This window comes from Salegentibacter sp. BLCTC, assembly GCF_015143665.1.
Classification (GTDB): Bacteria; Bacteroidota; Bacteroidia; order Flavobacteriales; family Flavobacteriaceae; genus Salegentibacter; species Salegentibacter maritimus.
The window spans coordinates 255,031-281,564 of the sequence record NZ_WYEW01000002.1 but is presented as its reverse complement, the minus strand read 5'-3'; the positions used below and the strand labels follow the sequence as shown (position 1 = coordinate 281,564).

Sequence of the window (26,534 nt, the reverse complement as noted above, 5' to 3'; positions counted from 1 at the left end):
AGCGGAAGTACGTTCTTAAAACTGGTAGGAAGTAAAGGTTCTATGGATATAGCCTGGGACAGCCTTACATTAAAGCGCAATGCCGGTGGAGGAAGTGATGATCCTTTCCTGGCAGAAAAAGCAAAAGAAAATTCTGGCAGGCCAGATCGTAAAAAACTGGTTCCACCTTTAGAAACCGTTTACCGCGCAGAAGATGGCTACAAAGGAGCGCATTATGACCATTTTGCCAATTTCTTTATGGCAATTCGTGAAAATGGCTCGGTAGCACAAGATCCTGCTTTTGGGTTCCGTGCAGCCGCACCGGCTTTATTATGTAATGAAAGCTATAAAAAGAATGAATTTATAAACTGGGATCCGGAAAAAATGAAATTAGTATAACCTGATATAATTTAAAGATGAAAAAAATAATAGTAAATGTAATCTTTGTAGCAAGTTTGATGGCTTGTAAAAATGCAGATGAAAATAAGGGTAAGGAAGCAGTAATTGATGAAAAGCAAAATGCCGAAGATACTGCCAGTAATAAAGAAGAATGGCAATATCTTTTTGATGGCAAAAATGCTGATGGATGGCGTGGGTATAATGACACTAATGCACAGGAACTTCCACAGGGATGGGTAGTAGAAGACGAAACCTTAAAATCATTGGGAAAAGGAGGGGATATAGGTGGTGATATTGTATATGGTGAAGAAGAGTTTGGCGAATTTGAATTGTACCTGGAATGGAAGATATCACCTGAAGGTAATAGTGGAATATTCTATCATGTAGTAGAAGATGAGGCCTATGCTGCCCCTTATTTTGTCGCTCCCGAATATCAAATTATTGATCAAAAAGGATTTCCGCATGAATTAAAACCGAAGAATTCTATCGGTGCAGATTATGGTATGTATGCTTCTGATTACGATGAAAAAGACCTTAGACCTGTGGGGGAATGGAATACCACCAGAATCAGGTTTACTGAAGAGAAAGTGACCTATTGGTTAAATGGTCAAAAAACAGTAGAGTTCGAGCCCTGGTCAGAAGAATGGAAGCAAAGAAAAAGAGAAGGTAAATGGAAAGATTATCCTGATTACGCTAAAGCCAAATCTGGTTTCATTGGATTGCAGGATCACGGAAGCTTTACCTGGTTTAGAAATATAAAAATTAGGAAACTTTAAAACTACCTAATGATCCTGGAGAATCTACCGAAGATAGGGTTGTAGCTTTTGGTTTAGTAAAAGTTGAAGGTTTAGAAATTTTATTTGGAAGTACGCATTTAGACTATAAAAAAGAATCTAAAAGTAGGATTTTACAAGTAAAACGTATAATTGAACATTCAAAATCTTCACCTATTCCAATTATAATTGCAGGCGATTTTAATGCAAGTTCGGGTTCGGAAACCATTAATTTAATGGATTCAGAGTTTACCAGAACATGTAATTCGTGCCCGCCTACAATTCCGGTTAATAACCCCAGTCGGGCCATAGACTTTATTTTTTATAAGCATCCTCAGGATAAATTCGATGTAAAGTTACATAAGGTAATAGATGAAAAATATGCCTCAGATCATTTACCGGTTTATGCTGAAGTGATGATAGAGCATTAAAAGTGTTAGTTCTGGTTAGTTTGTGAAAGGCCATCTGATTTATTCAGATGGCTTTTTTTGTACCAGCATGAAAGTAGTATTTATATTAAGCTTTAAAATTTTTGTAGAAAAATATTAGGAATCAATTTAATCCATATAACCATAAATTAGGACTCCTCAAAATGGAAAATAGCCTCTATAGGTAATTTAAAAAGTTTTGAAATTCTAAAAGCTGTAGGTAAACTGGGGTCAAACTTTTCTTTTTCTATGGCATTAATGGTTTGTCTGGAAACACCAATAATATCTGCTAAATCTTCCTGTGTATAACTATGCTCGGCTCTAAGTATTTTTAACTTGTTTTTCATGCGTAACGTCTGGTGTTTATAGTAACCAGTATTAAGTAAGTTAAACCTATAAATATTATAAGGTAACTTATTTCTGCATTATTGGTTATTAGATTGGTGACCTCAAGTAGAGAGTAAGATAATCCTACTACTACCGCTAACCCCAATGTTAAAGCCAAAGATTCTAAATGAATTTTTCGCTGCAACTCATCAAAATCATTAAACACTTTTCGGTTGGCCACAATCATTAGAATGCCGTGAACAAAATTTATTGAAACAGCCAAAGCAGTTAAAACAGTATGATTGTCCCAAATATATTTGGGCCCAAATGTGGCAATTGCCAAAGTACCTACCCAGGTCCAGGTCCAAATGGCCAGGTTGTAAAGGTTTTTTTTACGTTCTTTTTTCATTTTAGTTGTAATTAAGAGTTTACTAAATGTAATGTTTGCTTTACAAATTTAGTAAAAATTTTTTAATGTAAAGTCTTATTTACAAAAAAGAAGAATATTTCATTAGTATACTAAACTTTCTCCCGCTTCCTGTGTATCTTTATAGCCGTTTATAATTAATCTTTTATTCAATGAAAAAGCTATATATTTTCCTGATACTTTCGGGAATATGCCTGTCTGCTACAGGCCAAACAATGACCCCAGAAAAACTATGGGAATTAAAACGAATCTCACCAATAGGTCTAACCACCAATGGAGAGCAGGTTATTTACTCCAGCAGCTCTTACGATATTAACAGTAATACCAGTAGTGCCAAAACCTTTGTGCTTTCTCTTAAAGGAGGTGAGCCAATCCAAGTAACAAATTATGATAGTATCTTCAAAGATTCAAAGGTGTCTCCTTCAGGCGAATACAAAATATTTTCTAAAGAAGTGAAAATACAGCCGGTTTATGGAGACGATTTTTATCCTGAAATGAAAAAGTCTGATGTCTTTATCTACGATGATCTTAATTACAGGCATTGGGACACCTGGGAAGATGGTAAGTACAGCCATGTATTTGTGAAAAATATTTCTACTGGTGAAGAATGGGATATTATGCAAGGAGAGCCGCATGACACTCCTTTGCAGCCGTTTGGAGGTGCCGAAGATTATATATGGAATCAGGATGGTAGCAAGGTATTTTATGTTTCTAAAAAAGTAAAAGGAAGAGAATATGCTGAAAGCACCAATACCGATATTTATGCTTATGATTTAGCTTCGAAAACCACAACGAACTTAACCGATGATAATGAAGGCTATGATACTTCGCCTGCCATATCTATAGATGGAACACTTGCCTGGTTGCAAATGGATGAGCCGGGTTACGAAGCCGATAAGAATGACATCATAGTTCTTAGAGATGGTCAAAAACTAAATCTTACCAAAGAATGGGATGGAACAGTGAGTAGTTTTTTATGGGCTGAGGATGGAAAGAAACTTTTCTTTATAGCTCCTATTGCGGGAACAAAGCAATTATTTCAAGTGAATCTTCCTAAAAAAGCTTCAGCTGAAATTAAACAAATTACTCAGGGTCAGTTCGATATCACAGCAATGGTTGGGCAGTCAAATAATACCATGGTGGTGACCAGAACCGATATGAACCACGCTTCAGAAATATATACGGTAAATCTTAGAAACGGAAAGATGGACCAGCTTAGTCGTGTAAACGATGGTTTTTATGATACTATCAAACTAAGCCAGGTAGAAAAAAGAATGGTCCCAACCACCGATGGGAAGGAAATGCTTACCTGGGTAATCTATCCGCCAGATTTTGATCCAAATAAAAAGTATCCGGCACTTCTTTATTTACAGGGTGGACCACAATCTCCACTATCGCAGTTTTATTCTTTTAGATGGAACTTCCAGTTGATGGCTGCCAATGGTTATATTGTGGTTGCACCAAACCGACGTGGAATGCCGGGTCACGGTGTAGCCTGGAATGAACAAATAAGCGGCGATTGGGGTGGCCAAAATATGAAAGATTATCTTTCGGCTATAGACGAAGTGAGTAAAGAAGACTTTATAGATAAAGACAGAATAGGCGCAGTGGGTGCAAGTTATGGTGGTTATTCGGTGTATTACCTGGCAGGTCATCACGATAATCGTTTTAAAACTTTTATTGCTCACGATGGTATTTTTAATACGCGTAGCATGTATGGTACTACAGAAGAGTTGTTCTTTGTAAATAAAGATATGGGAGGCCCATATTGGCAAACGCCAAGCCCTAAAGCTTACACCGAATTTAATCCTATTAATTTTGTTGAAAAGTGGAATGCACCTATGCTAATTATTCAGGGAGGTAAAGATTTTAGAGTTCCTATTGGGCAGGGATTGGAAGCTTTTCAGGCAGCCCAGCTAAGAGGTTTAAAAAGCAAGTTGCTTTATTTTCCTATGGAAAACCACTGGATTTTAAGCCCGCAAAACGGAATCATCTGGCAAAAAGAATTCTTTAAATGGTTGGAAGAAACCTTGTAATTTAAAAATAATAAAGTAGAAGGATACGTATTTTGCCCTGAAACTAGAATTAACTCCCTCGAGAACCTGTTCCCGGGGGAGTTTTTTGTTTAGCCAATTTTAATAATAAATCATTCTAAAATCAGGCCAACCCCAATTTTTTCTAAGAGGTATGGGTTGTGGTCAATAATAAGAATATCGTTGCCCCCGCCGAGCTTTTGAAGTATGGTGTACAACAAATCAATATCGGCATAATGTAGCCCGGTGCTGGGTTCATCTAAAATATATAGGACATCGCTACGCTCTTCCTGCAACCAGTTTAATAATAACAAGCGTTGTTTTTCTCCTGAAGAAAGCGATTGTACCGGTTGCTCTAAACTAAGGTGTGACAGGCCTATTTCCTTCAATTGATCTAGAAATTGCCTGCTTTTGGCAGAAAGCTTCAGCTTTTTTAACCAGTCTTTTAGCTCTAGAATATTCAGGGCAAGCACCTCTGCTATATTTTTATTTTCAACACTATGTTCTAAAATATGCTGTTGATAACGTTGTGCTTTACAAACTTCGCATTCTTCAATAGTATTGGCGACAATATCCAGGCTGGTTTCTATATAACCTTTTCCTTTGCAGTTTGGGCACTGACTTGTTTTTGTTTTATACGAAAAGTCCTTTGCTTTTAAATTGGTTTTGGTAGCAAATATTTTACTGATGTCTTTCAGAATATCTAAATACGAAACCAATAAAGTGGACGCGTGTGATCTTAACTTTTTAGGTTCAAAATAATTTGCTTCCTCATATTTTTTAGGAAAATCTATGCGTTTACAATTTACCGGCTGGGCTTTTTTAATGCTGGGAATCAAAATTTCCTTTACCAGCGTGGTTTTCCCAATACCAGACTTCCCTGTAAGAGCAGTAATTCCTCCTATAGGCAATGCTATAGACTCTCTAACCAGGCTGTGCTTTGCCACTTTGCCAATATTAATATGATTATCGCCTTCTCTAAGGTTCGGCCTTTGGGAAGGGGATTTTAGATAAGGATGGCAATCGCTTTGTTCTAATAAACCTTTGGTATGGCCTTCGTAAGTGATGTACCCTCCAAACTTTCCTGCCTTAGGGCCAATTTGAACTATATGGTCTGCCTGGTGAATAATATCTTTATTATGCTCAATAGCCACTACAGTATTCCCTTTTTCAATAAGTTCCTTTAGCAGTTCTATTAAATCGTGAATATTGTTGTTAGACAATCCTGCAGAAGGCTCATCTAACAAATAAGTAATGCCTTTAAGAGGGCTATTCAATTGTTTTATTAGCTCAATTCTTTGATTTTCGCCTCCTGATAATGTAGGTGATTTTCGGCTCAATTGAAGGTGGTCAATGTGTAATTGTTTTGCCCTGTTAATAGTATTAATTAGGTGCGGAGCTATTTTAGACAATAATTTTCCATCTATATTTTCCTTTTTTGAATTTTGTGTAATCCATCGCCCAAATACCCTAAAATCCATAGATTTTATCTCGTGAATAGATTTGTGGGCTATTTTGAAATTCAATCGTTCAGTTTTTAGCCCACTACCATTACAGTGCCCGCATTTCTTATTAGAAAAGAGGGCGGTGAGCTGATTAATATTTTTGTTCTTTCTGGTTTTATAATATTCTTCCTGTAGGTATTGAAAAAGACCTTCCCATTTCATCTGTAAGGCCTGTACACCTTCCCTTGTTTTGGTTTTATACAACCAATTGGCTTTCCATACTTTGTCGCCGGTTCCGTGAAGTAATATTTCTTTTTGTTTTTCTTTTAGATCTTTAAAAGGAGTTTCCAGGTTAAATTGATTTTCTTTTGCTATCTCTTTTAGAATAGCCATATGCTTGCCTTGCGGATCTCCATAATAAGCGATTGCTTTATTATGGGCAAATAGCCCCGTGGCAATACTTTTATTTTCATCTAAAATGAGTTTGTTTAGATCGGGGAGCAGTTCTTCTCCAAGGCCTTCGCAAACAGCACACTTCCCTAATTCATGGTTATTCGAAAAATGACTGGCCGATAATTCCCAGCCTTCATATTGCGCCTTTCTGGAAAAAGCAAAACGTAAAACTTTATCAATACCGGTTTGTTTTGCTAAATCTGTACGCTGTGAGTAGTTTTTGTGCTTGCGCGTAATACAAATAGTAGGGCTAAGTCCTTCAATTGTATCTACCTCTAATTGAAAATTCACCCCCACTCTAGACTGTTGATAGCTGGAAAATTGGCGGCTCATTTCCTGTAGTCCAAAGCCGTGTAGGGTATCAATAACCAAAGAAGATTTTCCCGATCCCGAAATCCCGGTAACTACTGTTAATTTATGTTTAGGTAGTTCTAGGTTGAGGTTTTTAAGCGCGTGCGTTCGCGCTCCACTAATGGAAATTTTATCTAATTGCCGGGGGACTTCTTTTTTAAGTTTAATAGGTTGATCCTTAAGTACATTTTCTACCAGGCTGTCACAGGAAGATGTGAAAAGTGAATGGTTTTCGAAGCAAAGGATGCCAGCGGTTTGTTGCTTTAACTTATGCAGGGCATTCAGCAACTGATGCACATTTTGTTGGTGCAGTCCTATACTTGGTTCCTCTAATACTAAAAGTGTTTTTTCTGATTTTTTAGCAAAATGTTTAGTGAGTTTAATGCGTTGCGCCTCACCACCTGATAAGGTGTTGGAGGGCTGCCCCAGTTTAATATAACCAAGTCCTAACTGTAGCATTAAAGACAGAATTTCTTTGATTTTCTTTTCCTCGGAAAAGAAATCATAAGCTTCTTCGATACTTAGCTTATAGAGATCTGCAATATTCTTGTCTTTCCATTCAACACGAAGTATTTCCGGCTTAAAACGTTTACCATTACAGCCAGGACAAACCTGGTTGATACTGCCTAGCGCACTCATAGATAATGTGATAACGCCCGCTCCTTCGCAGGTTTCACATCTACCGATTTTATTGTTGAAGGAAAAGGCCCCTTTGGATAAATTCGAAGTTTTTGCTTCAGTCGTTTTGGCGAACAGGTCTCTTATTTTATCTGCCAGGCCTGTATAAGTCGCCGGATTGCTTCGGGGAGTTTTACCAATGGGCTGGTCGTTTACGGTTAGAAGATTTAGACCTTCATTTTTACAAAACTCGGTGATGCTATCAATAATTTGAGGTGTTTTGCGACTCACTGTTGTAAGCTCCTTTTTACCGGGTTGAAAGGAATTAGCCGACACTTTTTTGGGCTGGTTTTTTAGTTTTTTTTCATTTTCTACCTCCTTTAATGCTGCTAAAGTTGGACTGTTTAGGTCTTTTGTTTGTAAAAAGTTACTTATGGGGCCGTTAAAAACCACTTCGCCACCGTGTACCCCGGCTTCCGGACCTAATTCCAAGACCCAATCGGCCGATTTTATAAAATCTAAGTCGTGCTCCACCACCATAACTGTATTTCCCCTAAGTATTAGTCGGTTTAGAATATGAAGCAAATATTTTTGGTAGTTTGGAGATAGACCAATAGAGGGTTCATCAAAAACATATAAAATACCCTGTAGTTTACTGTTTACCTGGTTAATGAGTTTAATGCGCTGCCCATCGCCTGAAGAAATAGCATGGCTTGGTGTACCTAACTTGTATTGCCCCATCCCCAGGCGAATAAGGTCATATAACTGGCTACTCATTTTATCTACTAATATCTGTTCCCCGGGCTTGTAGGTTTGCGACTTTAGCCTATCATATAATTCACTTAACGAAAGTTCCATCCAGGCCTTAAAATTTAAACCTTTCCATTTGTAGTTTAAATGTTCGGCTTTAATTCGGGCTCCCTTACAGGCCGGGCAAATTTTGGAGCTTGCAAATCTTAAGATATTAGGGTTTCTATCCCGCCGTAAAATATCTTTCATTATAGGAAGCATTCCTTTATAAAATCCTTCTTCGCGGGGCTTGGCCTTAATACCTTTCCATCTAAGTCGGGATTCCAGGCCGTGTTTACCAAAGAAAACCTTGATACGATTGCTTCCGTTTAGCACTACATCCTGTTGCTCGGCAGTGAGTTCCTTCCAGGGAATGTCTACATTAAAACCGTGCGCTTTGCAAACTTTGTTTAATTCTTCTACAGTAATCTGGGAGTAAACAATATAACCATTGGGAAGAGTAGTGGTAATAGCACCTTCTCTTAGCGTTTTATTTTTGTCTCCCACTAACTTCTTAAGATCAATATATTCTGCTTCCCCAATGCCACGGCATACCTCACAAGCACCTTTTGGGTGATTAAAGGAAAATAGTGACTTACTCATAGATTTAGTAGCTGAAAAGCGTGCAAATAAAATTCTAAAAACGGCTGTGAGTTCTGAGAGTGTACCGAAGGTGGTGTTGATAGACTGGAAACGTTTAGATTGCGCTACCTTGATAACTGGTGGCAGTGCTTTAATATCATCTACTTCGGCAGTTGGAATTAATTGGCCGTTTTGTTGGCTGTAGGCAGGAAGGCTTTCTAAAAAATAACGATAGCCTTCGTTTGCAATAACATCCATAGCCAGGGAAGATTTCCCCGATCCAGACAGACCTGTGACTACTATTAGTTGATTTTCGGGAATACTTAAATCAATATTTTTTAAGTTATTTTGATGGGCATTAATTATGTGCATACAGGCTTTTTGGTTCTATTTTCGAAAAATATAGAAAGACTATAATAGTTTAAAATGAGTATTATACAACTCAAAGCAAACTATTAATCTTTTTTAACATGGAATTTCATTGTTGATTCAGCAACAAGCAAAACTAAGGATGCTTGAAGGATGGAAAAAATTGTTGAAGGAATAATCGTAATTAAAATTGATTAAATCCCAAAATATTTATTTCCCATAGAGAAGAGATTTCAAATTTCACCTTTGTAAAGCAGGGATAAAACAAAGGTTAATTAGTGTGATTTTTCTTATTTGCTTTAGTGTTTGTAATATATTTAAGTAAAAAAGGAAATGTTCAGATTATTCAGGAAAAAGTCAAAAGTTGAAAAACTGGAAGTGAAATACAAAAAACTTCTGGAAGAAGCGCATCAGCTCTCTACTACCAATCGTAGTAAAAGCGATGAAAAAATGTATGAAGCAAACGAGGTTTTAAAGGAGATTGAAGAGATTAGAAAGTAGGAATACTGCTGTTTGAAATACCTACTAGGAAGAGGCTGTCTAAAGGAAATATAAATCAGTCCAATTTTATGAAGAAACATTCTTAGACAGCCTCTTTAAAAATAAGTTTTAGATAATTTAGGCTGTTTCTTCTTCTTCTTCTTTTTCTCCGGTTTCTACTTCATTTTCAACAGAATCCAGCACATTAAATTTTTCTAATTGTTCTTCCTCTCCCGTAAAATATGGGAAAACGTCCAGTATTGGAGATTCTGTGATAGAAGGAATACTATAATCTCCCATGGTTTCTTCCATAGCCGTGGTAGTATTTTCAAAAGCCTCTTTGATATCGTTGGCCTGAACCAGCAAATAAATATTGGTCTTTTTTTCCTTGCCGCTTTCTTCATCCATCGCTACCAGGGAAACTTTAGATTTAAACCAGCGATCTGAATTCTCAAAAGGATGAACCTCTGAGAAATTAGCTACTTTTATATTCATTATTCTAAAATCTTCACTGGTATAAGCCGTCATTTCTTCGGTAATCCTCGCTTCTGCTTCTGTATAAGATACTGCATCAAGAAGATAGGTGTCTGTAGTCATTTTTTGCTCTCCTGTCTCGTGTGTTTTTTTGTATTTCACCTTACATTCAAACCAAGTTACGCTCATTTCTATATTTTTTAGGAAGCCAAAAATAGAATTTCTAGGCAGCCTCCATGATAAAAAATAGGAATAGATATTCACAATCTTGTATTTCTTAATTCACCAAATATTTAGTCTTAAAATAGACATTTATTAACTCTGAAAATATAGCATTGAAATGGCTGAATTTTAAATTTTGAATGCTTTCTTTCACTATCTTTATCAGGTTAATTTTTAATTATTCGGAAGTTATGCCAAAAGAAAAATCACCCTCAAAGAAATCGGCCAGGAAAGAGCCTGTTTTGAGCTTAAAGGAAAAGCGCGCTGCAAAGGCCGCAAAGAAAAAAAATAGAACTTAATAAAGGTTTTAAATAAAAGAGCCTGTCTGAAAAGTTTTTAAAACCGTCATCTTGAATTTATTTCAAGGCCTGCTCCGAAATTTATTCGGAGATCTAACGTGTCGATAAATTAAAAACACGTTAGAAGCTGAAACAAGTTCAGCTTGACGAGAATAGACTTTTAGACAGCCTCCTAAAATAGTGATAACCAAAACATCTTAGAAGCTGAAACAAGCTCGCCTGACCGGACGGGTAGGTTCAGCTTAACGGAAGTAGACATTTAAGACAGCCTCTTTCTCTTTCTAGGCGATATCAATTGTATAGGACGCCTGAAAATCTTTTCCTACTGCCAGGCTTTCAATCCCTTCCTTGGTTTTTAGATTTTGGTCGGTGTCTTCAACATCGGCAATGCCCAGCCAGGGTTCTATGCATACGTAGGGTGCTCCCGGTTTTGCCCAAACTCCTAAGTTTTTAAAATCTTTATACTCAACGCTTAAAACGCTACCTGAATTTTTACTTTTTAAGCTAACTTTTTTAGAAGGAATATTCTTAAAAATAAGTGCATCATCAATAAAAAGATCTTTATGCAATCTAATTTTATCTTCGTTGTCCAAAATTCCCTCGGTTGTATTGCTAACCAATCCGTTTTCATTTAAAAGATAAGTTTTAAGGTCCATTTTCCTATCAAACTCAAGATAGTAATCTTCATAAACTTCATGGGTGCTAATTGGCGCATTAAACGCTGGATGCCCACCTAAGGAAAAATATAAAGGCTTATCATCTAAATTAGAGATCTGGTGATTTACACTAAGGGATTTACCTTTGAGTTGGAAAGAAATTTCAAACCTGAATTTAAAAGGATACATAGCCAGGGTTTCTTCAGAATAATCTAATTGAAAAACCAATTTATCGGTTGTTTTCTCTTTTAACTGAATGTGTTCATTATGCCTTACAAAACCATGTTTGGGCATAGTATACTCCTTGTTTTCATATATAAACTTCCCATCTTTTAAAATACCTATTACGGGAAATAAATTGGGAGCCTGGCCGGTCCAAAACTCGGGGTTGCCCTGCCATATATGTTCAATGCCGGTTTCTTTATTTTTAAGGCTAACTAATTCAGCGCCTACCTGCTTTACCTGTATACTTAAAAAATCGTTCTGTAATTCGTGCATTTCAAAATTATTTTTTCTTTTTTCTGTTTGCATTTTTATCGCCGCGAGTTTTTGGCTTTTTATATTTTTTGGCAATTTCCCTGCGGTAAGAACCACCCAGATTAACTTTTTTATTTTTTTCTTTTTTCTCGTGAAAAGCTGGGCCGGGAGCATCCTCGTCTTTAATTTTTCCAGGATTGTTAATTTCAAAGGCCTTGGGCTGCTCTTCCGGAATTAATTCTGAAGAAATTTCAACTTCCACCGGTATTTCCTTTTGCGGAACTTTCATTTGCATTAAAGCTTCAATTTTTTCTAAAGATTCCATTTCAGCTTCCGTAGTCATTAATATAGAATTTCCTTCTTTTTCGGCCCTACCGGTACGGCCAATTCGATGCATATAATTTTCGGGATACTTTGGCGTATCAAAGTTAATCACATGGCTTACCGATTCAATATCCAGCCCACGTGCCATAACATCGGTGGCTACTAAAATTCGGCAAAATCCGCTGCCAAATTGTTTGATACTGCGCAATCTATAGTTTTGGGTTTTGTTGGAGTGAATTACCGTACATTCATCCTGGAAATATTGTTCTAATTCTGCATAAAGCCTGTCGGCCATTCGCTTATAAGCTACAAAAATCAAGACTTTAGAATAGGTTTCTTTATCGGCCAAGATATGCTTTAGCAAATTTACCTTGGTATAGAAATTTGGTATTTTATAACCGGTTTGTTGAATGTTATCGAGGGGAGTTCCACTAGCGGCCACAGAAATAGTTTGCGGACTTTTAAAGTTGGTTTCGATTAACTTTTCTACATTTTCTGTAATGGTGGCCGAAAACATAATGTTTTGCCGGTTCTGGGGAAGCAATTCTAAAATATTATTGATCTGAAATTTAAAGCCCAGGTCTAACATTACATCTACTTCATCTATTACTAATTTCTGAATAGATTTTAATTGGATGGCACGCCTAAGTACAAGATCATATAACCTGCCCGGAGTAGCCACTACAATGTCCTGCCCTTGCATAATTGACTGATGCTGGGTATTTATATTTACCCCACCATAAACACCGGCGATACGAACATTCATATATGCAGTTAACTTTTCGATCTCTTCTACCACCTGCACCACCAATTCCCGTGTGGGTACCAAAACCAAAACCCGGGGATTCTTTTGTTCCGAATATTTAAGCATTCTTAAAATGGGAAGCATATAGGCAAAGGTTTTCCCGGTACCGGTTTGTGCAATTCCTACCATATCTTTTCCAGACATAATAGTAGAAAAAGATTGCTCCTGAATAGGTGTGGGCGTGGTAATGTCTATATCTTCCAGCGCATTGCGCAAGGGTGTGGTAATATTTAAATCCTGAAAAGTCACTAAATGAAGTTTTTATGAATGCACAAAGTTAGTGAAACTCTACTTTAAAATTGCCCGTGGCACTTTTAAAGTAGTTAGTTGAACTAATCCCGCCGTAGGGCGGGATCTCAGATGCCTTTTTATTTTTGTTCAGTGCCAACTTTAAAGTAGTTAGTTGAACTAATCCCGCCGCAGGGCGGGATCTCAAGTGCCTTTTTTCTTCTGTGGCACTTTTAAAGTAGTTAGTTTAGTTGAACTAATCCCACCGCAGGGCGGGAAATAATCTTTAAACTTTCTGAATTAATTTATTTTCAAAAACCGTCATGCTTGTTTCAGCATCTAGCATGAATAAATGTAAAACTCAAATATACCTCCAACTATATTTTGTAGCAGGCGCTGAAACCAGTTGAAGGTGACGATGAATTACAAACTAAGAATAAAGGAGAGTTTACAAGTTTTTCGATTTATCAATAAGCAGTTACATCATTTATTTCCTTATTTTTAATCAAAATAATTTAGATGAAAAAAATTCTTGCCTTTGCCGGTTCTAATAGCAGTACCTCAATTAATTTTCAATTATTACAGCACGTGGCCAAAAGGCTTGCCGGCCACGACATCAAAATCCAGGATTTCAGTCAGTATGAATTACCTTTGTATAGTGCCGATAGGGAAAGGGAAAAAGGTATTCCTGTAAGTGTTAAAATAATCAATAGAATTATCCAGGAGCACGACGCCCTGCTTCTTGCCGTGAACGAACATAACGGGAATGTATCTGCTTATTTTAAAAATATGATAGATTGGCTCTCACGATTAGACCGTAATTTTCTGGCCAATAAGCGCATATTATTAATTAGTACTTCTCCAGGTAGGCGAGGGGCAGCATCTGCGCTAGAATATACAAAAGGTATTTTACCAAGATTTGGCGGCGAGGTAATAGAAAGTTTTAGTCTACCATCTTTTCAGGATAATTTTAAAAACGAAAAAATACTAAACGAGGTGCTGGATATGGGAATAGAAGATGTATTAACCACATTCTCTCACCAATTGAAATCTGACAAATACAGTTAATTTGCTTTTTTTATTTCAGGAGTAAATTTCTCATTGGCTTTTCCCAAATTGTTTAGTTCGGCTTCAGTTTTCCCGGTAATTCCCATATCTTCTTTATGCTTATCAACGGGGCTGCCAAATAGAATAATCCAGGCTTCTTTAAGCGACTTTGCTCTCCATATATCTTTACCAACTTCAATCCATTCATGGAAAACCAGGAAAAAGGGATTGTAAGAGTTTACCGGTTTGGTGATGCCATAACGAGGTTTTTCATCTTCTTCCTGGAAAGTTCCAAATAACCGGTCCCAAATTATAAAAGTAGAGCCGTAATTTTTATCTAAATACCTTTCATTTACCGAATGATGAACCCGGTGATGCGATGGTGTGGTAAATACATATTCTATAGGTCTGGGTAATTTTTTAATCAATTCGGTATGAATCCAAAATTGATACAGCACTTCCAGTTGATGTACAATAAAAAATACCAGGGGATGAAAACCTAATAAAACCACAGGTAGAAAAAAGATTATTTTTAAATTCTGTGTCCAGGACAATCTAAAAGAAGTAGATAGGTTATAATGTTCAGAAGAATGATGTACTACATGTGTGGACCACCAAAACCGTTGTTCATGCGCCAATCTATGTGCCCAATATCTGCTGAAATCCAATAAAACTAAACATAAAACATAAGACCACCAGGTATGTGGTATTTTAAAGGGAGCCAAATTAAAAAAGAATAGAAACACCATAAAAACCCCAATTTTCATAAAACCGTTCAAAATTAAATTTCCAATCCCGATGGCAGTAGAGGCAAGAAAATCTTTTCCGGAGTATAGGTTTTTATATTTTTTTCTTCCAATAAGAAATTCAAGTAGTACAAAAAAGAACATTAGTGGGGCTACTACCCAAATAACAGTTGTGAAGTCAAGGTTTTCAATATCGGCTAAAGTAAGTTTTTCAGTATCTGTAAGCATAGAAAATAGTTAATTCTTATTTTTATCGTGCACGTAATCACGATTTGGTATAGTAAAGATTTTTATTTGAACCGCAATAAGTATTTACACCTATTTCTGTAAAATTTTAAATGCCGATATTTTAAAAAGCTTTTAAGCTAAACTGCAAAAGAATTAAAGTAGGCACTACGTTAAATTGTTTTTACCTTTGCGCTCCAAATTAATAGTCGGTGCGCACAACAACTATCTTTACTTTAAAAGAGCCTTTAAGGTTTAAAAAGCAACTTTTACAATGGAGCAAGCGGTTTGAGGAAATTGCGTGGCTAGATAGTAATAATTATCATCAAAATCACGGAGAGTTTGATGCATTGCTGGCCGTATGCGCATTTACAGCTGTAAAAACCGATTATCACCAGGCTTTTGCAAAGCTTCAGGAGTACCAGCAAACCACCAAAGACTGGATTTTTGGCTATTTGTCTTACGACCTTAAGAATGACGTGGAAAATCTTTCTTCTAAGAATTTTGATGGTTTAGCTTTTCCCGATCTTTATTTTTTTCAGCCTCAAAAATTATTTTTGCTAAAAGGCGATCAATTGGAAATGCGCTACCTAAGAATGCTGGATGATGAAATAGAAGAAGATTTCAGTGAAATTTTAAACCTCTCAGTCGCCGATAGCCATCAACCGAAAAGAGATGATTTAAAAGCGAAAATACAATCCCGAATTTCAAAAGAAGAATATTTGCAAAAGCTTGATAAAATGCTCGCCTATATTCAGCGTGGCGATATTTATGAAGCTAATTTTTGTCAGGAATTTTTTGTAGACAACAGGGAAATAGAACCATTTGAAGTATTTCGGGACCTTAACGAAATTTCGGGCCCTCCCTTTGCTACTTTTTTAAAATTGGAAGAGCATTGTTTGCTTTCGGCTTCTCCAGAACGCTATTTAAAAAAGATAGGCTCTAAATTAATATCCCAGCCCATAAAAGGTACCGCAAGGCGTTCTAAAAATCCCGAAGAAGACTTTCAAATTGCCGAAGAACTCTCAAAAGACCCCAAAGAACAATCTGAAAACGTGATGATTGTAGACTTGGTGAGAAACGACCTTTCTAAAATTGCGAAAAAAGCCAGTGTAAACGTAGATGAACTTTGTAAAGTTTATTCGTTTAAACAAGTGCATCAAATGATCTCTACCATTTCGGCTGAAATTGATAATGGTATTCCACCGGTAGAGGCGTTGCGGGCTACTTTTCCCATGGGGAGCATGACCGGTGCTCCAAAAATTTCAGCAATGAAAATTATTGAAGAGCTGGAGGAAACCAAACGCGGATTGTATAGTGGGGCAGTAGGTTATTTTACCCCAGAGGGCGATTTCGATTTTAATGTGGTTATAAGAAGTATTTTATATAATTCGAATAAAAAATATGTGTCTTTTTCGGTAGGTGGCGCAATTACTGCCGGCTCTATACCAGAGAAGGAGTACGAAGAATGCTTGCTAAAAGCCCTGGCTATGAGAAAGGTGCTTTCTTAGTATAGATCGATATAGTTTGCTATAAAAACCAGTATTCTAATTTCCGCCTGCTGCTTGCTAAAACACTGCCAACTGTTTTTGTATCTTTGATTTCTTATGGAAAAAGCTTTCAAAAACGAGATTAAATCACAATTTCCTTATTTGTGTAACAGTAAAATTTTACTTGCCGTAAGTGGGGGTGTAGATAGCGTGGTTCTTACTCATCTATGTAAAAGAGCTAAACTGGATTTGAGCCTGGCACATTGTAATTTTAATCTCAGGGACAAAGAAAGTAAAGCCGATGAAGAGTTTGTTGCCAATCTTGCAAAAGAACTGCAAGCAGAGCTTTTTGTAGAGAATTTTGATACTGTAAAATATGCAAAAGACAATAAGCTTTCTACCCAAATGGCGGCACGTGAACTCAGGTACCAATGGTTTGAAGAGCTACGCCTTAAACATCGATTTGATTTTATCTTAACCGCACATCATGCCAACGATAACTTGGAAACTTTTTTTATTAACTTAATAAGGGGAACCGGTTTGGAGGGCTTAAGCGGAATAAATGTGGATAGCAATTACATAATAAGGCCTTTGTTGAAGTTTTCCCGAAAGGAAATTGAGGCTTTTGCCATAGCGAATACTATTGAATGGAAGGAAGACAGTACCAACGCCTCCACTAAATACCTTCGCAATAAAATAAGGCACGATCTGGTACCTATTTTACAAGAAATGAACCCGCAATTTTTAGATACTTTTTTAAAGACCCAATCGCATTTAAAAGAAAATGAACAATTGGTTGAGGATTATTTAAGCTTGCTTTATCCAAAAATTGTTGAGAAAACAGATTATGGCTATAGCCTGGATATAAATTATTTAAAAAAAATCCCTAATAAGGCTGCAGTTTTATACCAATTACTAAAATCTTTTGGTTTTACCGAGTGGAATGATGTGTACCATTTATTAGACGCTCAACCCGGTAAAATGGTTTTTTCTACTTCCCACAGGTTAGTGAAAGATAGGGATTACTTGTTGCTTACAGAAATTGCTAAAACCGAAGATAAAATTTACGAAATCTCCAAAGATGAAGATTTTGTGATGCTTCCTATGGGAACATTTTCATTTTTAGAAGTAGCTGATATAGATGAGAAAGTTTCAAATTGCATTTATGTAGATCCCGATAAACTGGAATTTCCTCTTAAAGTTAGAAAATGGCAGCAGGGGGATATATTTTATCCTTTTGGTATGAAAGGAAAGAAAAAGTTAAGCGACTTCTTTAAAAACAAAAAATTATCTTTGCCGCAAAAAGAAAACAGCTGGTTGCTGTGCTCTGGCGAAAAAATTGTTTGGGTGGTAAATCAGCGGGCCGATAGACGGTTTTCCATAACTTCACCCGATCAAAAAATAATAAAAATTACTTTTAGTTTATGAAATATCTATCGAGTCTGCTCTTGTTTTTTATTCCATTTCTTCAGTTACAGGCGCAATATTTTAACGATGGTAGCGAAGACTTCCAAATGGACGATCCTATTACCTGGGAAGCTGCCGTAGAAAAAGAAAACGATAGCATATTTAATTTGGTTTTTACGGCAAACCTGGAAGAAGGTTGGCATTTATATTCCCAAAAAGAAGCCGATATTGATATCGCACCAATACCTACTTCGTTTTCCTATAATTATGAAGAGGAAAATTATGAGCTAATAGAAGATACCAAAGAACCTGATGTAGCACCTATTTACGACCAGGTTTTTGAAGCCGATATTACCTATTTTGAAGGTGAAGCTGTTTTTACACAGCAAATTAAAGTGCAACCCGGGAGTAATCCTAAGATTGTTGCCGAGATTTATTTCTCTGTTTGTGATGACGAAAAATGTTTGCCCCCCGATACCGAACGTTTTAATATTTCCCTTCAGGATAATGAAATTACCGAAGGTTTTACCAATCTGGAAATTTCAGAAAAAGATAAAGAACTTACCGAAGCATTGAATATTAATGTTTCAGGAATGGAAAAATTTGCTCCCGAAGAGGAAGAAGAAGGAAATAACTTTTTAAATATTTTCCTGCTTGGTTTTGTAGGGGGCTTAATTGCGCTTTTAACTCCCTGTGTTTTTCCTATGATTCCGTTAACGGTTTCTTTTTTTACAAAAGGCGCTAAAAACAGAAAAAAAGGGTTGGTAAATGCCATTCTTTATGGGGTTTTTATATTCGCCATCTACCTTTTGCTTAGCCTGCCTTTTCATTTATTAGACAGTGTGAACCCCGAAATACTTAATAATATTTCTACAAATGTTACGCTAAATATCGTTTTCTTTATCATTTTTATCATTTTTGCTTTCTCCTTTTTCGGGTATTACGAGATTACCTTACCTAGTTCCTGGAGCAATAAAATGGACGATAAAGCTTCTAGTGTAGGGGGAATTGTAGGGATCTTTTTTATGGCGCTTACCCTTGCTTTGGTTTCTTTCTCCTGTACCGGCCCTATTTTAGGTTCGCTACTTGGAGGCTCATTAACCAGCGATGGCGGAGCTATGCAATTGTCTATGGGTATGGGAGGTTTTGGCCTTGCCCTGGCACTGCCTTTTGCATTGTTCGCATTATTCCCCAATTGGCTTAATTCTTTACCAAAAAGTGGTGGTTGGTTAAATACCGTAAAAGTTACATTAGGCTTTATCGAACTAGGTTTAGCCTTTAAATTTCTTTCTAATGCCGACCTTGTGGAGCATTGGGGATTTTTAAAGCGTGAGATTTTTATAGGAATTTGGGTGCTTGTAGGATTGGGACTTATGGCTTATTTATTCGGGCTTATTCGCTTTCCGCACGATGGTCCTAAAAAGAGGATTAGTAAAGCCAGGTTTGGAGCAGGTGTCGTTACTTTTTTCTTTGTACTTTATTTAATTCCGGGTTTAACCAATACTTCTGCAGCAAACCTTAAATTGCTTAGTGGTTTTCCTCCACCCTTATTTTATAGTATCTACGATAAAGGAACCGAAGCACCTTTAGGTTTGGAAGCTTATAAAGATTGGGATAAAGGCCTGGAAGCTGCCCGCCAGCAAAATAAGCCTATTATTCTAGATTTTACCGGCTGGGCTTGTGTGAATTGCCGAAAAATGGAAGAACAGGTATGGAGCGACCCTGAAGTTTTTGATATATTGAATGATGAATATGTACTTATCTCTCTTTATGTAGACGATAGAAAAGAACTTCCGGAAGAAGCACAATTTAATTATATGAAGCCGCAAGGTGGTATAAAACCCATTAAAACTATTGGTGATAAATGGGCTACTTTTCAAACGCTGAACTTTAAGAATAACTCCCAGCCATTTTATGTGCTTTTAGATAACGAAGTTGATATGTTGAATGAACCGGTAGGTTATACCCCAAAGGCTTCAGAATATCTGGCGTGGTTAAAGGAGGGACTTGCAAAGTTTCAGGAAACATCGAAATAAACCTCTTAAGAATTTGTATAAACCATGTACTGATTAACCTGAATTTATTTCCTGGCAGGCTTAAAAGTTATTGATTAGAATTTGTATTTAATTTAAAATCAAGTCCTAATTTATTTAAAACTCGATTATCGAGTAAAATTCTTTTAGGTTTACCGGTGTAATTTCTATCTTAGGGGGCTTAAAATCTGCCTTATTTATGAAATCACTCCGCTTTAATGTTATATTTCTGTTTTTTAGTTTCTTAACTTTTTGTGTTCATGCGCAGGAAGAATATAATGTAAAAGAACATTACAATAAAACAGAAGTGGAGATACCCATGCGCGACGGTACCAGGCTGCACACTACTATTTACTCTCCAAAAGATACTTCTAAAGAATATCCAATTTTAATGCAGCGTACTCCATATAGCTCAAGACCCTATGGCGAAGATCAATTTCGCTCCTTAATTGGGCCTAATGAGTATTTGATGAAAGAGGGCAATATTATTGTTTATCAGGATGTTCGTGGCCGTTGGATGAGCGAGGGAAAGTACGACAATATGCGTGCTATAATCCCCAATAAAAAAGGAAATGAATTTGATGAGTCCAGTGATACTTACGATACTATAGAATGGCTTATTAATAATGTAGAAAACAATAATGCCAGGGTAGCAACATGGGGCATTTCATACCCCGGGCATTATGCGGTGGCTTCTTTGATAGATGCGCATCCGGCCCTAAAAGCTTCGTCACCGCAAGCGGGAATTGGTGATTTCTTTTTTGATGATTTTCACCATAATGGAGCTTATCTATTAAGTTATTGGCGGGCAACGGCACTTTTTGGATACGATAAAACCGGGCCTACTACCGAAAGCTGGTACAGTTTACCCGAATTAGGAACGCAAGATCAGTACCAGTTTTTTTTAGATGTAGGGCCTCTTAGTAACCTGGATAAATATTATGGCGAAGACAATATTTTTTGGCAACAACTAAAAGAGCACCCTAATTATGACGAGTTTTGGCAATCTCGCGGAATTATCCAGCATATAGAAGACATTAAACCAGCGGTTATGGTTGTGGGTGGTTTATTTGATGCCGAAGATCTTTATGGCCCGTTTAATACCTACAAAAAGATTGAAGAAACCAGCGATAACTACAATATTATGGTTTTTGGTCCCTGGAGTCACGGCGATTGGGCCAGGCAAACCAAAAGACAGGCCGTAGGGAATGTATATTTTGGTGATAATATCTCTGAAGATTACCAAAAGAATATTGAAACTAAATTCTTTAATCATTTTCTAAAAGGCGATGCTAAAGGAGATTTAGACCTTGCAGAAGCCTATGTTTACGATACCGGGGCCAAAAAATGGAACTCCTATCCTGCCTGGCCTCCAAAAAACACAGAAAAGAAAGTTTTCTATCTTGGGGATAATCAGGATCTAAGCTTAGAAGCTACCAATAATAAAGAAAGCTTTGTAAGTGACCCGGCAAAACCGGTTTCTTACAATAACGAAATAAAAGCTGTATTTACGCCAAGGGAATATATGACGGGAGACCAGCGCTTCGCGGCTAGAAGGCCCGATGTGTTGGTATTTGAAACCGAAGTTTTGGAAGAAGATTTAAAACTAACCGGGGAGATTAAAGCCCGGTTAAAAGTGGCCACTACCGGAACTGCGGCAGATTGGGTTGTAAAAGTAATAGATGTTTATCCACCAGCTGCCGAAGATTATGAGGAGACCATGGAACATTTAGATATGGATAATTACCATATGATGGTACGCAGTGAAGTGATGCGCGGTAGGTTTAGAAATAGTTTCGAAAACCCAGAGCCATTTGAACCGAATAAGAAAACAGAGGTGAATATCACGCTTCAGGACATTAATCATACTTTTAAAAAAGGCCATAAATTGCAAATTCAGGTTCAAAGTACCTGGTTTCCGCTTATAGATAGAAACCCGCAAACTTATGTGCCTAATATTTTTAAAGCTGAAGTAGAAGATTTTCAGGCCCAAACCCATACTGTTTTTGGGGATTCTTCGATAGAATTTTCAGTAATTAAAGAATAACTTATGAGCTTCAGACTAATTCATAAAATCTTCTTTTTTGGCATTCTGGTTTTTATTATTTCCTGTAATCAGCAAAAAGAAAATTATTCCGCAGAAGAAATTGAAGCAAATTCGGCCGAATTGAATCGGTATTTTGAGGAAGAGTTTCAAAAGGATGTGGCTGAATCTCCCATGATGCAAACCCGGCTTGGGCAAAAAACCAACTATGGGAAATGGGACGATTTTTCTCATTTAAAGTACGTAGAAGAACGTAATAAGGCAAAAAGACGTTTAGAATACTTAAAAAAAATAGATGCCTCCGGCCTAAACCAAAAAACTCGTTTAAGCTATGAGTTGTATCTTCAAAAGCAGAAAAATCAATTAGAAGATTATAATTATAGGTTTTACAATTACCCGGTAAACCAAATGCATGGCTACCATGCAGAGCTTCCCGCTTTTTTAATCAATATGCACCGTATAGATTCAATAAGTGATGCCGAAGCTTATATTTCAAGACTAGAGGGGTTTCCTAAGGTAATGGAAGACGTTATTGGAAACCTAAAACTACGAGAACAAAATGGTGTAATACCTCCAAAATTTGTTTTTGATAGGGTCTTGGAATCCAGTAGAAATTTGATTAAGGCTAAACCCTTTGTTAAATCTTCAGAGAACAGCGCTTTGCTTGAAGATTTTAAATTAAAAATAAACGAGCTTAAAATTACTGGTGACCTAAAAAGAGACCTGGTGGCCAAAGCTGAAACTGCGCTCATTAAAAAAGTGAAACCGGCTTATGAAGCTTTAATTTTGTTTCTGGAAAACCAACAAAAACGAGCAAATAGCGATGCGGGAGCCTGGAAGTTTCCAAAAGGGGAAGAGTTTTATGCCTATGCTTTAAAAACAAACACTACTACAAATCTTTCAGCAAATGAAATTCATGAAATAGGATTAAACGAAGTTGCCCGAATTCATGCTGAAATGGAAAAAATAAAGGAAGAAGTTGGTTTTAAAGGAACATTGCAGGATTTCTTTGCGTTTATGCGTGAAGATGAGCAATTTTATTATGCCAATGATTCTTTAGGGAGGCAAAAATACTTAAAAGAGGCTACAGCTATCATCAATACGATGAAAGGAGATTTAGATAAACTTTTTAAAACTACTCCTAATGCAGCATTGGTAGTAAAGCAGGTAGAGCCTTTTAGGGAGAAAAGTGCAGGAAAAGCCTTTTATCAACAACCGGCAAAAGACGGCTCCAGACCGGGAACCTATTATGCAAACTTATACGATATGGCGGCAATGCCTACCTACCAAATGGAAGCTTTGGCTTATCACGAAGGTATCCCAGGGCATCATATGCAAATTGCTATCGCGCAGGAATTAGAGGATGTGCCACAGTTTAGAAAATTTAGTTTTTACACGGCTTATGTTGAAGGTTGGGGACTTTACAGTGAATTGTTGCCAAAGGAAATAGGTTATTACCGGGATCCTTATTCAGATTTTGGAAGATTAGCCATGGAGCTTTGGCGATCTTGTAGGCTGGTAGTAGACACCGGAATTCATGCTAAGAAATGGACTCGGGAAGAGGGGATAGCCTATTATAAAGAGAACACCCCAAATGCTGAAAGTGATTGTATTAAAATGGTAGAAAGGCATATTGTAATGCCCGGCCAGGCAACAGCCTATAAAATTGGAATGAATAAGATTTTAGAGCTAAGGGAGCATGCTAAGGAGCAATTAGGAGAAGATTTTGATATTAGGGAGTTTCACGATGTGATTCTTCTTAATGGAGCCTTACCTTTGAATATCCTTACAGAAAAAGTAAACGCCTGGATTTCTAAAAATAACCTTTAAAATAAAGAAATTGAAAATTTTACAAAAAGAAGACCTTAAAACCGTAAGCCTTGTAAATAACAAAGGTAGCCAATTGGATATTCTAAACTACGGTGCTGCAGTGCTTAAATTTAAACTGGAAGATAAAAGCGGGAACCTTGTAAACGTAGTAGTGAGTCCCCGTGCAGAAGAATTTATTCGTTCGGTTTATAAAGAGCACAATAAATGTTTTGGTGCTTCAGTGGGACGCTACGCAGGTAGGATTTCTAATGGCGAGTTTGAATTGGATGAAACTACTTATAAGCTTTTTGAAAAGGATGGAGTGCATTTGCATGGTGGCCGGGAAGGTTTTCAATATAAAATATGGGAAATTAAGGAGGAAACTACAGCCCCCAACCCTTCGGTTACACTATCTTATCTTAGTAAGGATGGAGAAGAATATTATCCCGGAAACCTTGAGGTTGAAGTGAAATACACCCTTACAGAAGAAAATGAACTGCAAATAGAATATTCGGCACACACCGATAAAAAGACGGTGATTAACCTTACGAATCATACTTATTTTAACCTTAATGGCGGAGGAAGTATAAGCGATCACTTTTTAAAGATTAATGCTGAAAAGATTTTGGAGGTAGATAAAAACTTAATGCCAACCGGAAATTTAACCAAACTAAAAAAGCACCCTAAAAACTTTAGCGAAAGTAAATTAATTGGTAATAGGAGCCTGGATGATAGTTTTGTATTAAAATCTGGAGAAGATGAAGTGGCTGCAAGGCTTTTTGCACCATTAACCGGCATAAAAATGGAGGTAAAGACCAATCAAAAAGCCATGGTAGCTTATGCTCCTGAGACTCTTCCCGAAGACCTAAATTATTATACGCCAATTGCAGAAGAGTATCCTTCGCTATGTTTGGAAGCTCAGAATTTTCCTGATGCCCCAAACTTTAGGAACTTTCCTGATGCCGTATTAAAACCAGGAGAAACATATTATAACAGAATAAGTTATAAGTTTTTAGTCTCGAAATAACAAGTTTGAACTTCACCCTTATAAAATTTTCTAACATTTAATTTTAACACCCAATTAAATATGGGTTTTTAACAGCTTACTTATGGAATTTGGATTACTAGATCAAATTATTTTTGCAGCATATGCACTTTTAATTGTGGGCGTAGGTTTGTACGTTTCACGAGGAAAAGGAGATTCTTCTGAAGGTTATTTTCTGGCAGACAAAAGCTTGCCCTGGTGGGCCATTGGAGCATCTTTAATAGCTGCCAATATCTCTGCCGAGCAGTTTATAGGTATGTCGGGTTCGGGTTTTGCTATTGGCCTTGCCATTGCCTCCTATGAGTGGATGGCGGCAATTACCTTACTATTGGTTGGGAAATTTTTCCTGCCCATTTTTATTGATAAAGGCTTGTATACTATCCCGGAGTTTATAGAAGTTAGGTATGGCTCTAATTTAAAAACAATTTTGGCAGTCTTTTGGATTTGCCTTTTTGTATTTGTTAACCTAACCTCGGTACTATATCTTGGAGCTACTGCGCTAGATACTATTATGGGTACCGGTGATGGCTCTTTCTTTATATATGCAATTATTGGTCTTGCTTTTTTTGCGGCTGCTTATTCTTTGTATGGCGGACTTTCGGCAGTGGCCTGGACCGATGTTGTACAGGTGGTATTACTAATTATTGGAGGGCTTATTACTACCTTTATCGCATTGTCTCACGTAACCGAAGATGGTGGTGTAATCTCTGGAATGGTTGCGGTTTACGAGCAGGTTCCCGAAAAATTTTCTATGATTCTTGATAAAGGTGAAATCATAACACCAAATGGAAAGGATGCCTGGTGGGACCTTCCAGGCCTTGCTGTTTTAATTGGAGGTTTATGGGTAGCAAACCTATACTATTGGGGGTTTAACCAATATATTATTCAGCGTACCCTGGCAGCAAAAAGCCTTAGGGAATCGCAAAAAGGGATTATCCTGGCGGGATTCTTAAAGTTAATTGTTCCGTTAATTGTAGTTATTCCCGGGATTATTGCCTTCGTAATGAATACGGGACCAGATGGTGCTATTTCCCTGGATTTTACCGATAGTTCTTTCTTTAGTGATACTGGAAATATTATAAATGATAACGCCGCCCCATGGCTTATTCAGGAATTTGTGCCGGCAGGTTTAAAAGGATTGGTATTGGCAGCTCTTGCTGCAGCTATTGTTTCTTCGGTAGCTTCTATGCTTAACTCTACAGCCACTATTTTTACCATGGATATTTATAAACCATATTTTGGTAAGAATTCTTCGGAAAAGAATCTTGTAAAAGTAGGAAGGCTTTCTGCAACTGCTGCTTTGGTGATAGCCGTAATTCTTGCTCCGCAATTAAAGAACTTAGGTCAGGTATTCCAGTATATTCAGGAGTATACAGGGGTGGTTAGTCCCGGAATTTTAGCCGTATTTATGTTAGGTTTATTCTGGAAAAAGACCACAAACAAAGCTGCTATATTTGGTGTGCTGGCTTCTATCCCAATCGCTTTATTCTTTAAGGTAGGACCTAACGGATGGATAGACAGTGCTATATTTGTAACCCTTCCGTTTATGCATCAAATGATGATAACCTGGTTGTTAACCATGCTGATTATGGTAGTAATTAGTTTGGCTGAAAATAAAGGGCGTGATCACGAAAAAGGGATTGAACTTAGCAGTAAATTGTTTAATACTGGCCCGGCATTTAATATTGGTGCCTTTGCAATCCTTTTAATTGTTACTATGCTTTACGCCATGTTCTGGTAAATAAAAAAA

Annotated in this window: 19 protein-coding genes and 1 pseudogene; 13 read left to right on the top strand and 7 right to left on the bottom strand. The window is 37.1% G+C overall.

Translation table 11 applies throughout. The features are described from left to right. The 3 genes and pseudogenes from GUB10_RS03305 to GUB10_RS03295 form a co-directional block, all read left to right on the top strand. A pseudogene (locus tag GUB10_RS03305) lies at nt 1–378 on the top strand (gfo/Idh/MocA family oxidoreductase); the annotation flags it as partial. A 17-nt stretch (nt 379–395) separates the two neighbouring features. Continuing rightward, nucleotides 396–1,154: a DUF1080 domain-containing protein gene (locus tag GUB10_RS03300; protein ID WP_193710012.1), complete on the top strand. Its 759-nt coding sequence runs from the start codon at nt 396–398 to the stop codon at nt 1,152–1,154. 77 nt (nt 1,155–1,231) lie between these two features. After that, a complete protein-coding gene (locus tag GUB10_RS03295) occupies nt 1,232–1,582 on the top strand; it encodes an endonuclease/exonuclease/phosphatase family protein (RefSeq protein ID WP_193710023.1) in 351 nt (116 codons plus the stop codon). 146 nt (nt 1,583–1,728) lie between these two features. On the opposite strand, the gene GUB10_RS03290 is transcribed toward GUB10_RS03295, so the two are convergent. Together GUB10_RS03290 and GUB10_RS03285 are read right to left on the bottom strand one after the other, a co-directional pair. Then, on the bottom strand, nt 1,729–1,926 hold the full coding sequence (locus GUB10_RS03290) for a helix-turn-helix transcriptional regulator (RefSeq protein WP_193710011.1): 198 nt from the start codon (nt 1,924–1,926) through the stop codon (nt 1,729–1,731). Then, on the bottom strand, nt 1,923–2,315 hold the full coding sequence (locus tag GUB10_RS03285) for a hypothetical protein (RefSeq protein ID WP_193710010.1): 393 nt from the start codon (nt 2,313–2,315) through the stop codon (nt 1,923–1,925). Before GUB10_RS03285 ends, GUB10_RS03290 begins: the two co-directional genes overlap by 4 nt. Nucleotides 2,316–2,485: 170 nt before the next feature. On the opposite strand from GUB10_RS03285, the gene GUB10_RS03280 reads away from it, so the two are divergent. Then, nucleotides 2,486–4,369, top strand: a complete 1,884-nt coding sequence (locus GUB10_RS03280; RefSeq protein WP_193710009.1) for a S9 family peptidase — start codon at nt 2,486–2,488, stop codon at nt 4,367–4,369. A 110-nt stretch (nt 4,370–4,479) separates the two neighbouring features. Here the strand turns inward: GUB10_RS03280 and GUB10_RS03275 are convergent, their stop codons facing one another. Further along, nucleotides 4,480–8,976, bottom strand: a complete 4,497-nt coding sequence (locus GUB10_RS03275; protein ID WP_193710008.1) for an ATP-binding cassette domain-containing protein — start codon at nt 8,974–8,976, stop codon at nt 4,480–4,482. Nucleotides 8,977–9,306: 330 nt separating this feature from the next. On the opposite strand from GUB10_RS03275, the gene GUB10_RS03270 reads away from it, so the two are divergent. Further along, a complete protein-coding gene (locus GUB10_RS03270; protein WP_193710007.1) occupies nt 9,307–9,474 on the top strand; it encodes a Lacal_2735 family protein in 168 nt (55 codons plus the stop codon). 117 nt (nt 9,475–9,591) lie between these two features. Here the strand turns inward: GUB10_RS03270 and GUB10_RS03265 are convergent, their stop codons facing one another. From GUB10_RS03265 to GUB10_RS03255, 3 genes are all read right to left on the bottom strand, one after another. Continuing rightward, entirely contained in the window at nt 9,592–10,116 is a 525-nt protein-coding gene (locus GUB10_RS03265) for a DUF4494 domain-containing protein (RefSeq protein WP_193710006.1), read from the bottom strand. Nucleotides 10,117–10,729: 613 nt separating this feature from the next. After that, nucleotides 10,730–11,635, bottom strand: a complete 906-nt coding sequence (locus GUB10_RS03260; protein ID WP_227740289.1) for an aldose 1-epimerase family protein — start codon at nt 11,633–11,635, stop codon at nt 10,730–10,732. Continuing rightward, nucleotides 11,610–12,959: a DEAD/DEAH box helicase gene (locus GUB10_RS03255; protein ID WP_193710005.1), complete on the bottom strand. Its 1,350-nt coding sequence runs from the start codon at nt 12,957–12,959 to the stop codon at nt 11,610–11,612. The genes GUB10_RS03260 and GUB10_RS03255 overlap by 26 nt, the downstream gene beginning before the upstream one ends. 498 nt (nt 12,960–13,457) lie before the next feature. Here GUB10_RS03255 and GUB10_RS03250 point away from each other — a divergent pair, with 498 nt between their 5' ends. Beyond that, the gene (locus tag GUB10_RS03250) at nt 13,458–14,006 is read left to right on the top strand and encodes an NADPH-dependent FMN reductase (RefSeq protein WP_193710004.1); all 549 of its coding nucleotides are present in this window, start codon (nt 13,458–13,460) and stop codon (nt 14,004–14,006) included. Here GUB10_RS03250 and GUB10_RS03245 read toward each other — a convergent pair. Further along, nucleotides 14,003–14,959, bottom strand: coding sequence for a sterol desaturase family protein (locus GUB10_RS03245; protein ID WP_193710003.1), 957 nt, complete (start codon nt 14,957–14,959; stop codon nt 14,003–14,005). The two genes, GUB10_RS03250 and GUB10_RS03245, sit on opposite strands and share 4 nt — an antisense overlap. Nucleotides 14,960–15,168: 209 nt before the next feature. Between GUB10_RS03245 and pabB the strand changes: the two genes are divergently transcribed. From pabB to GUB10_RS03210, 7 genes are all read left to right on the top strand, one after another. Continuing rightward, nucleotides 15,169–16,467: an aminodeoxychorismate synthase component I gene (gene pabB / locus GUB10_RS03240; RefSeq protein WP_193710002.1), complete on the top strand. Its 1,299-nt coding sequence runs from the start codon at nt 15,169–15,171 to the stop codon at nt 16,465–16,467. Nucleotides 16,468–16,563: 96 nt separating this feature from the next. Beyond that, nucleotides 16,564–17,874: a tRNA lysidine(34) synthetase TilS gene (gene tilS, locus GUB10_RS03235; RefSeq protein ID WP_193710001.1), complete on the top strand. Its 1,311-nt coding sequence runs from the start codon at nt 16,564–16,566 to the stop codon at nt 17,872–17,874. Next, nucleotides 17,871–19,889 (top strand): thioredoxin family protein, encoded by a 2,019-nt coding sequence (locus GUB10_RS03230; RefSeq protein ID WP_193710000.1) that lies wholly within the window; start codon nt 17,871–17,873, stop codon nt 19,887–19,889. Before tilS ends, GUB10_RS03230 begins: the two co-directional genes overlap by 4 nt. A 196-nt stretch (nt 19,890–20,085) precedes the next feature. Continuing rightward, nucleotides 20,086–21,933, top strand: coding sequence for a CocE/NonD family hydrolase (locus GUB10_RS03225; RefSeq protein ID WP_193709999.1), 1,848 nt, complete (start codon nt 20,086–20,088; stop codon nt 21,931–21,933). 3 nt (nt 21,934–21,936) lie between these two features. After that, nucleotides 21,937–23,760, top strand: coding sequence for a DUF885 family protein (locus tag GUB10_RS03220; RefSeq protein ID WP_193709998.1), 1,824 nt, complete (start codon nt 21,937–21,939; stop codon nt 23,758–23,760). 10 nt (nt 23,761–23,770) lie between these two features. Further along, complete coding sequence (locus GUB10_RS03215) at nt 23,771–24,766, top strand: aldose epimerase family protein (RefSeq protein WP_227740288.1); 996 nt, start codon at nt 23,771–23,773, stop codon at nt 24,764–24,766. Between the two features lie 82 nt (nt 24,767–24,848). Continuing rightward, nucleotides 24,849–26,525 (top strand): sodium/sugar symporter, encoded by a 1,677-nt coding sequence (locus GUB10_RS03210; protein ID WP_193709997.1) that lies wholly within the window; start codon nt 24,849–24,851, stop codon nt 26,523–26,525. Nucleotides 26,526–26,534 lie beyond the last annotated feature (9 nt).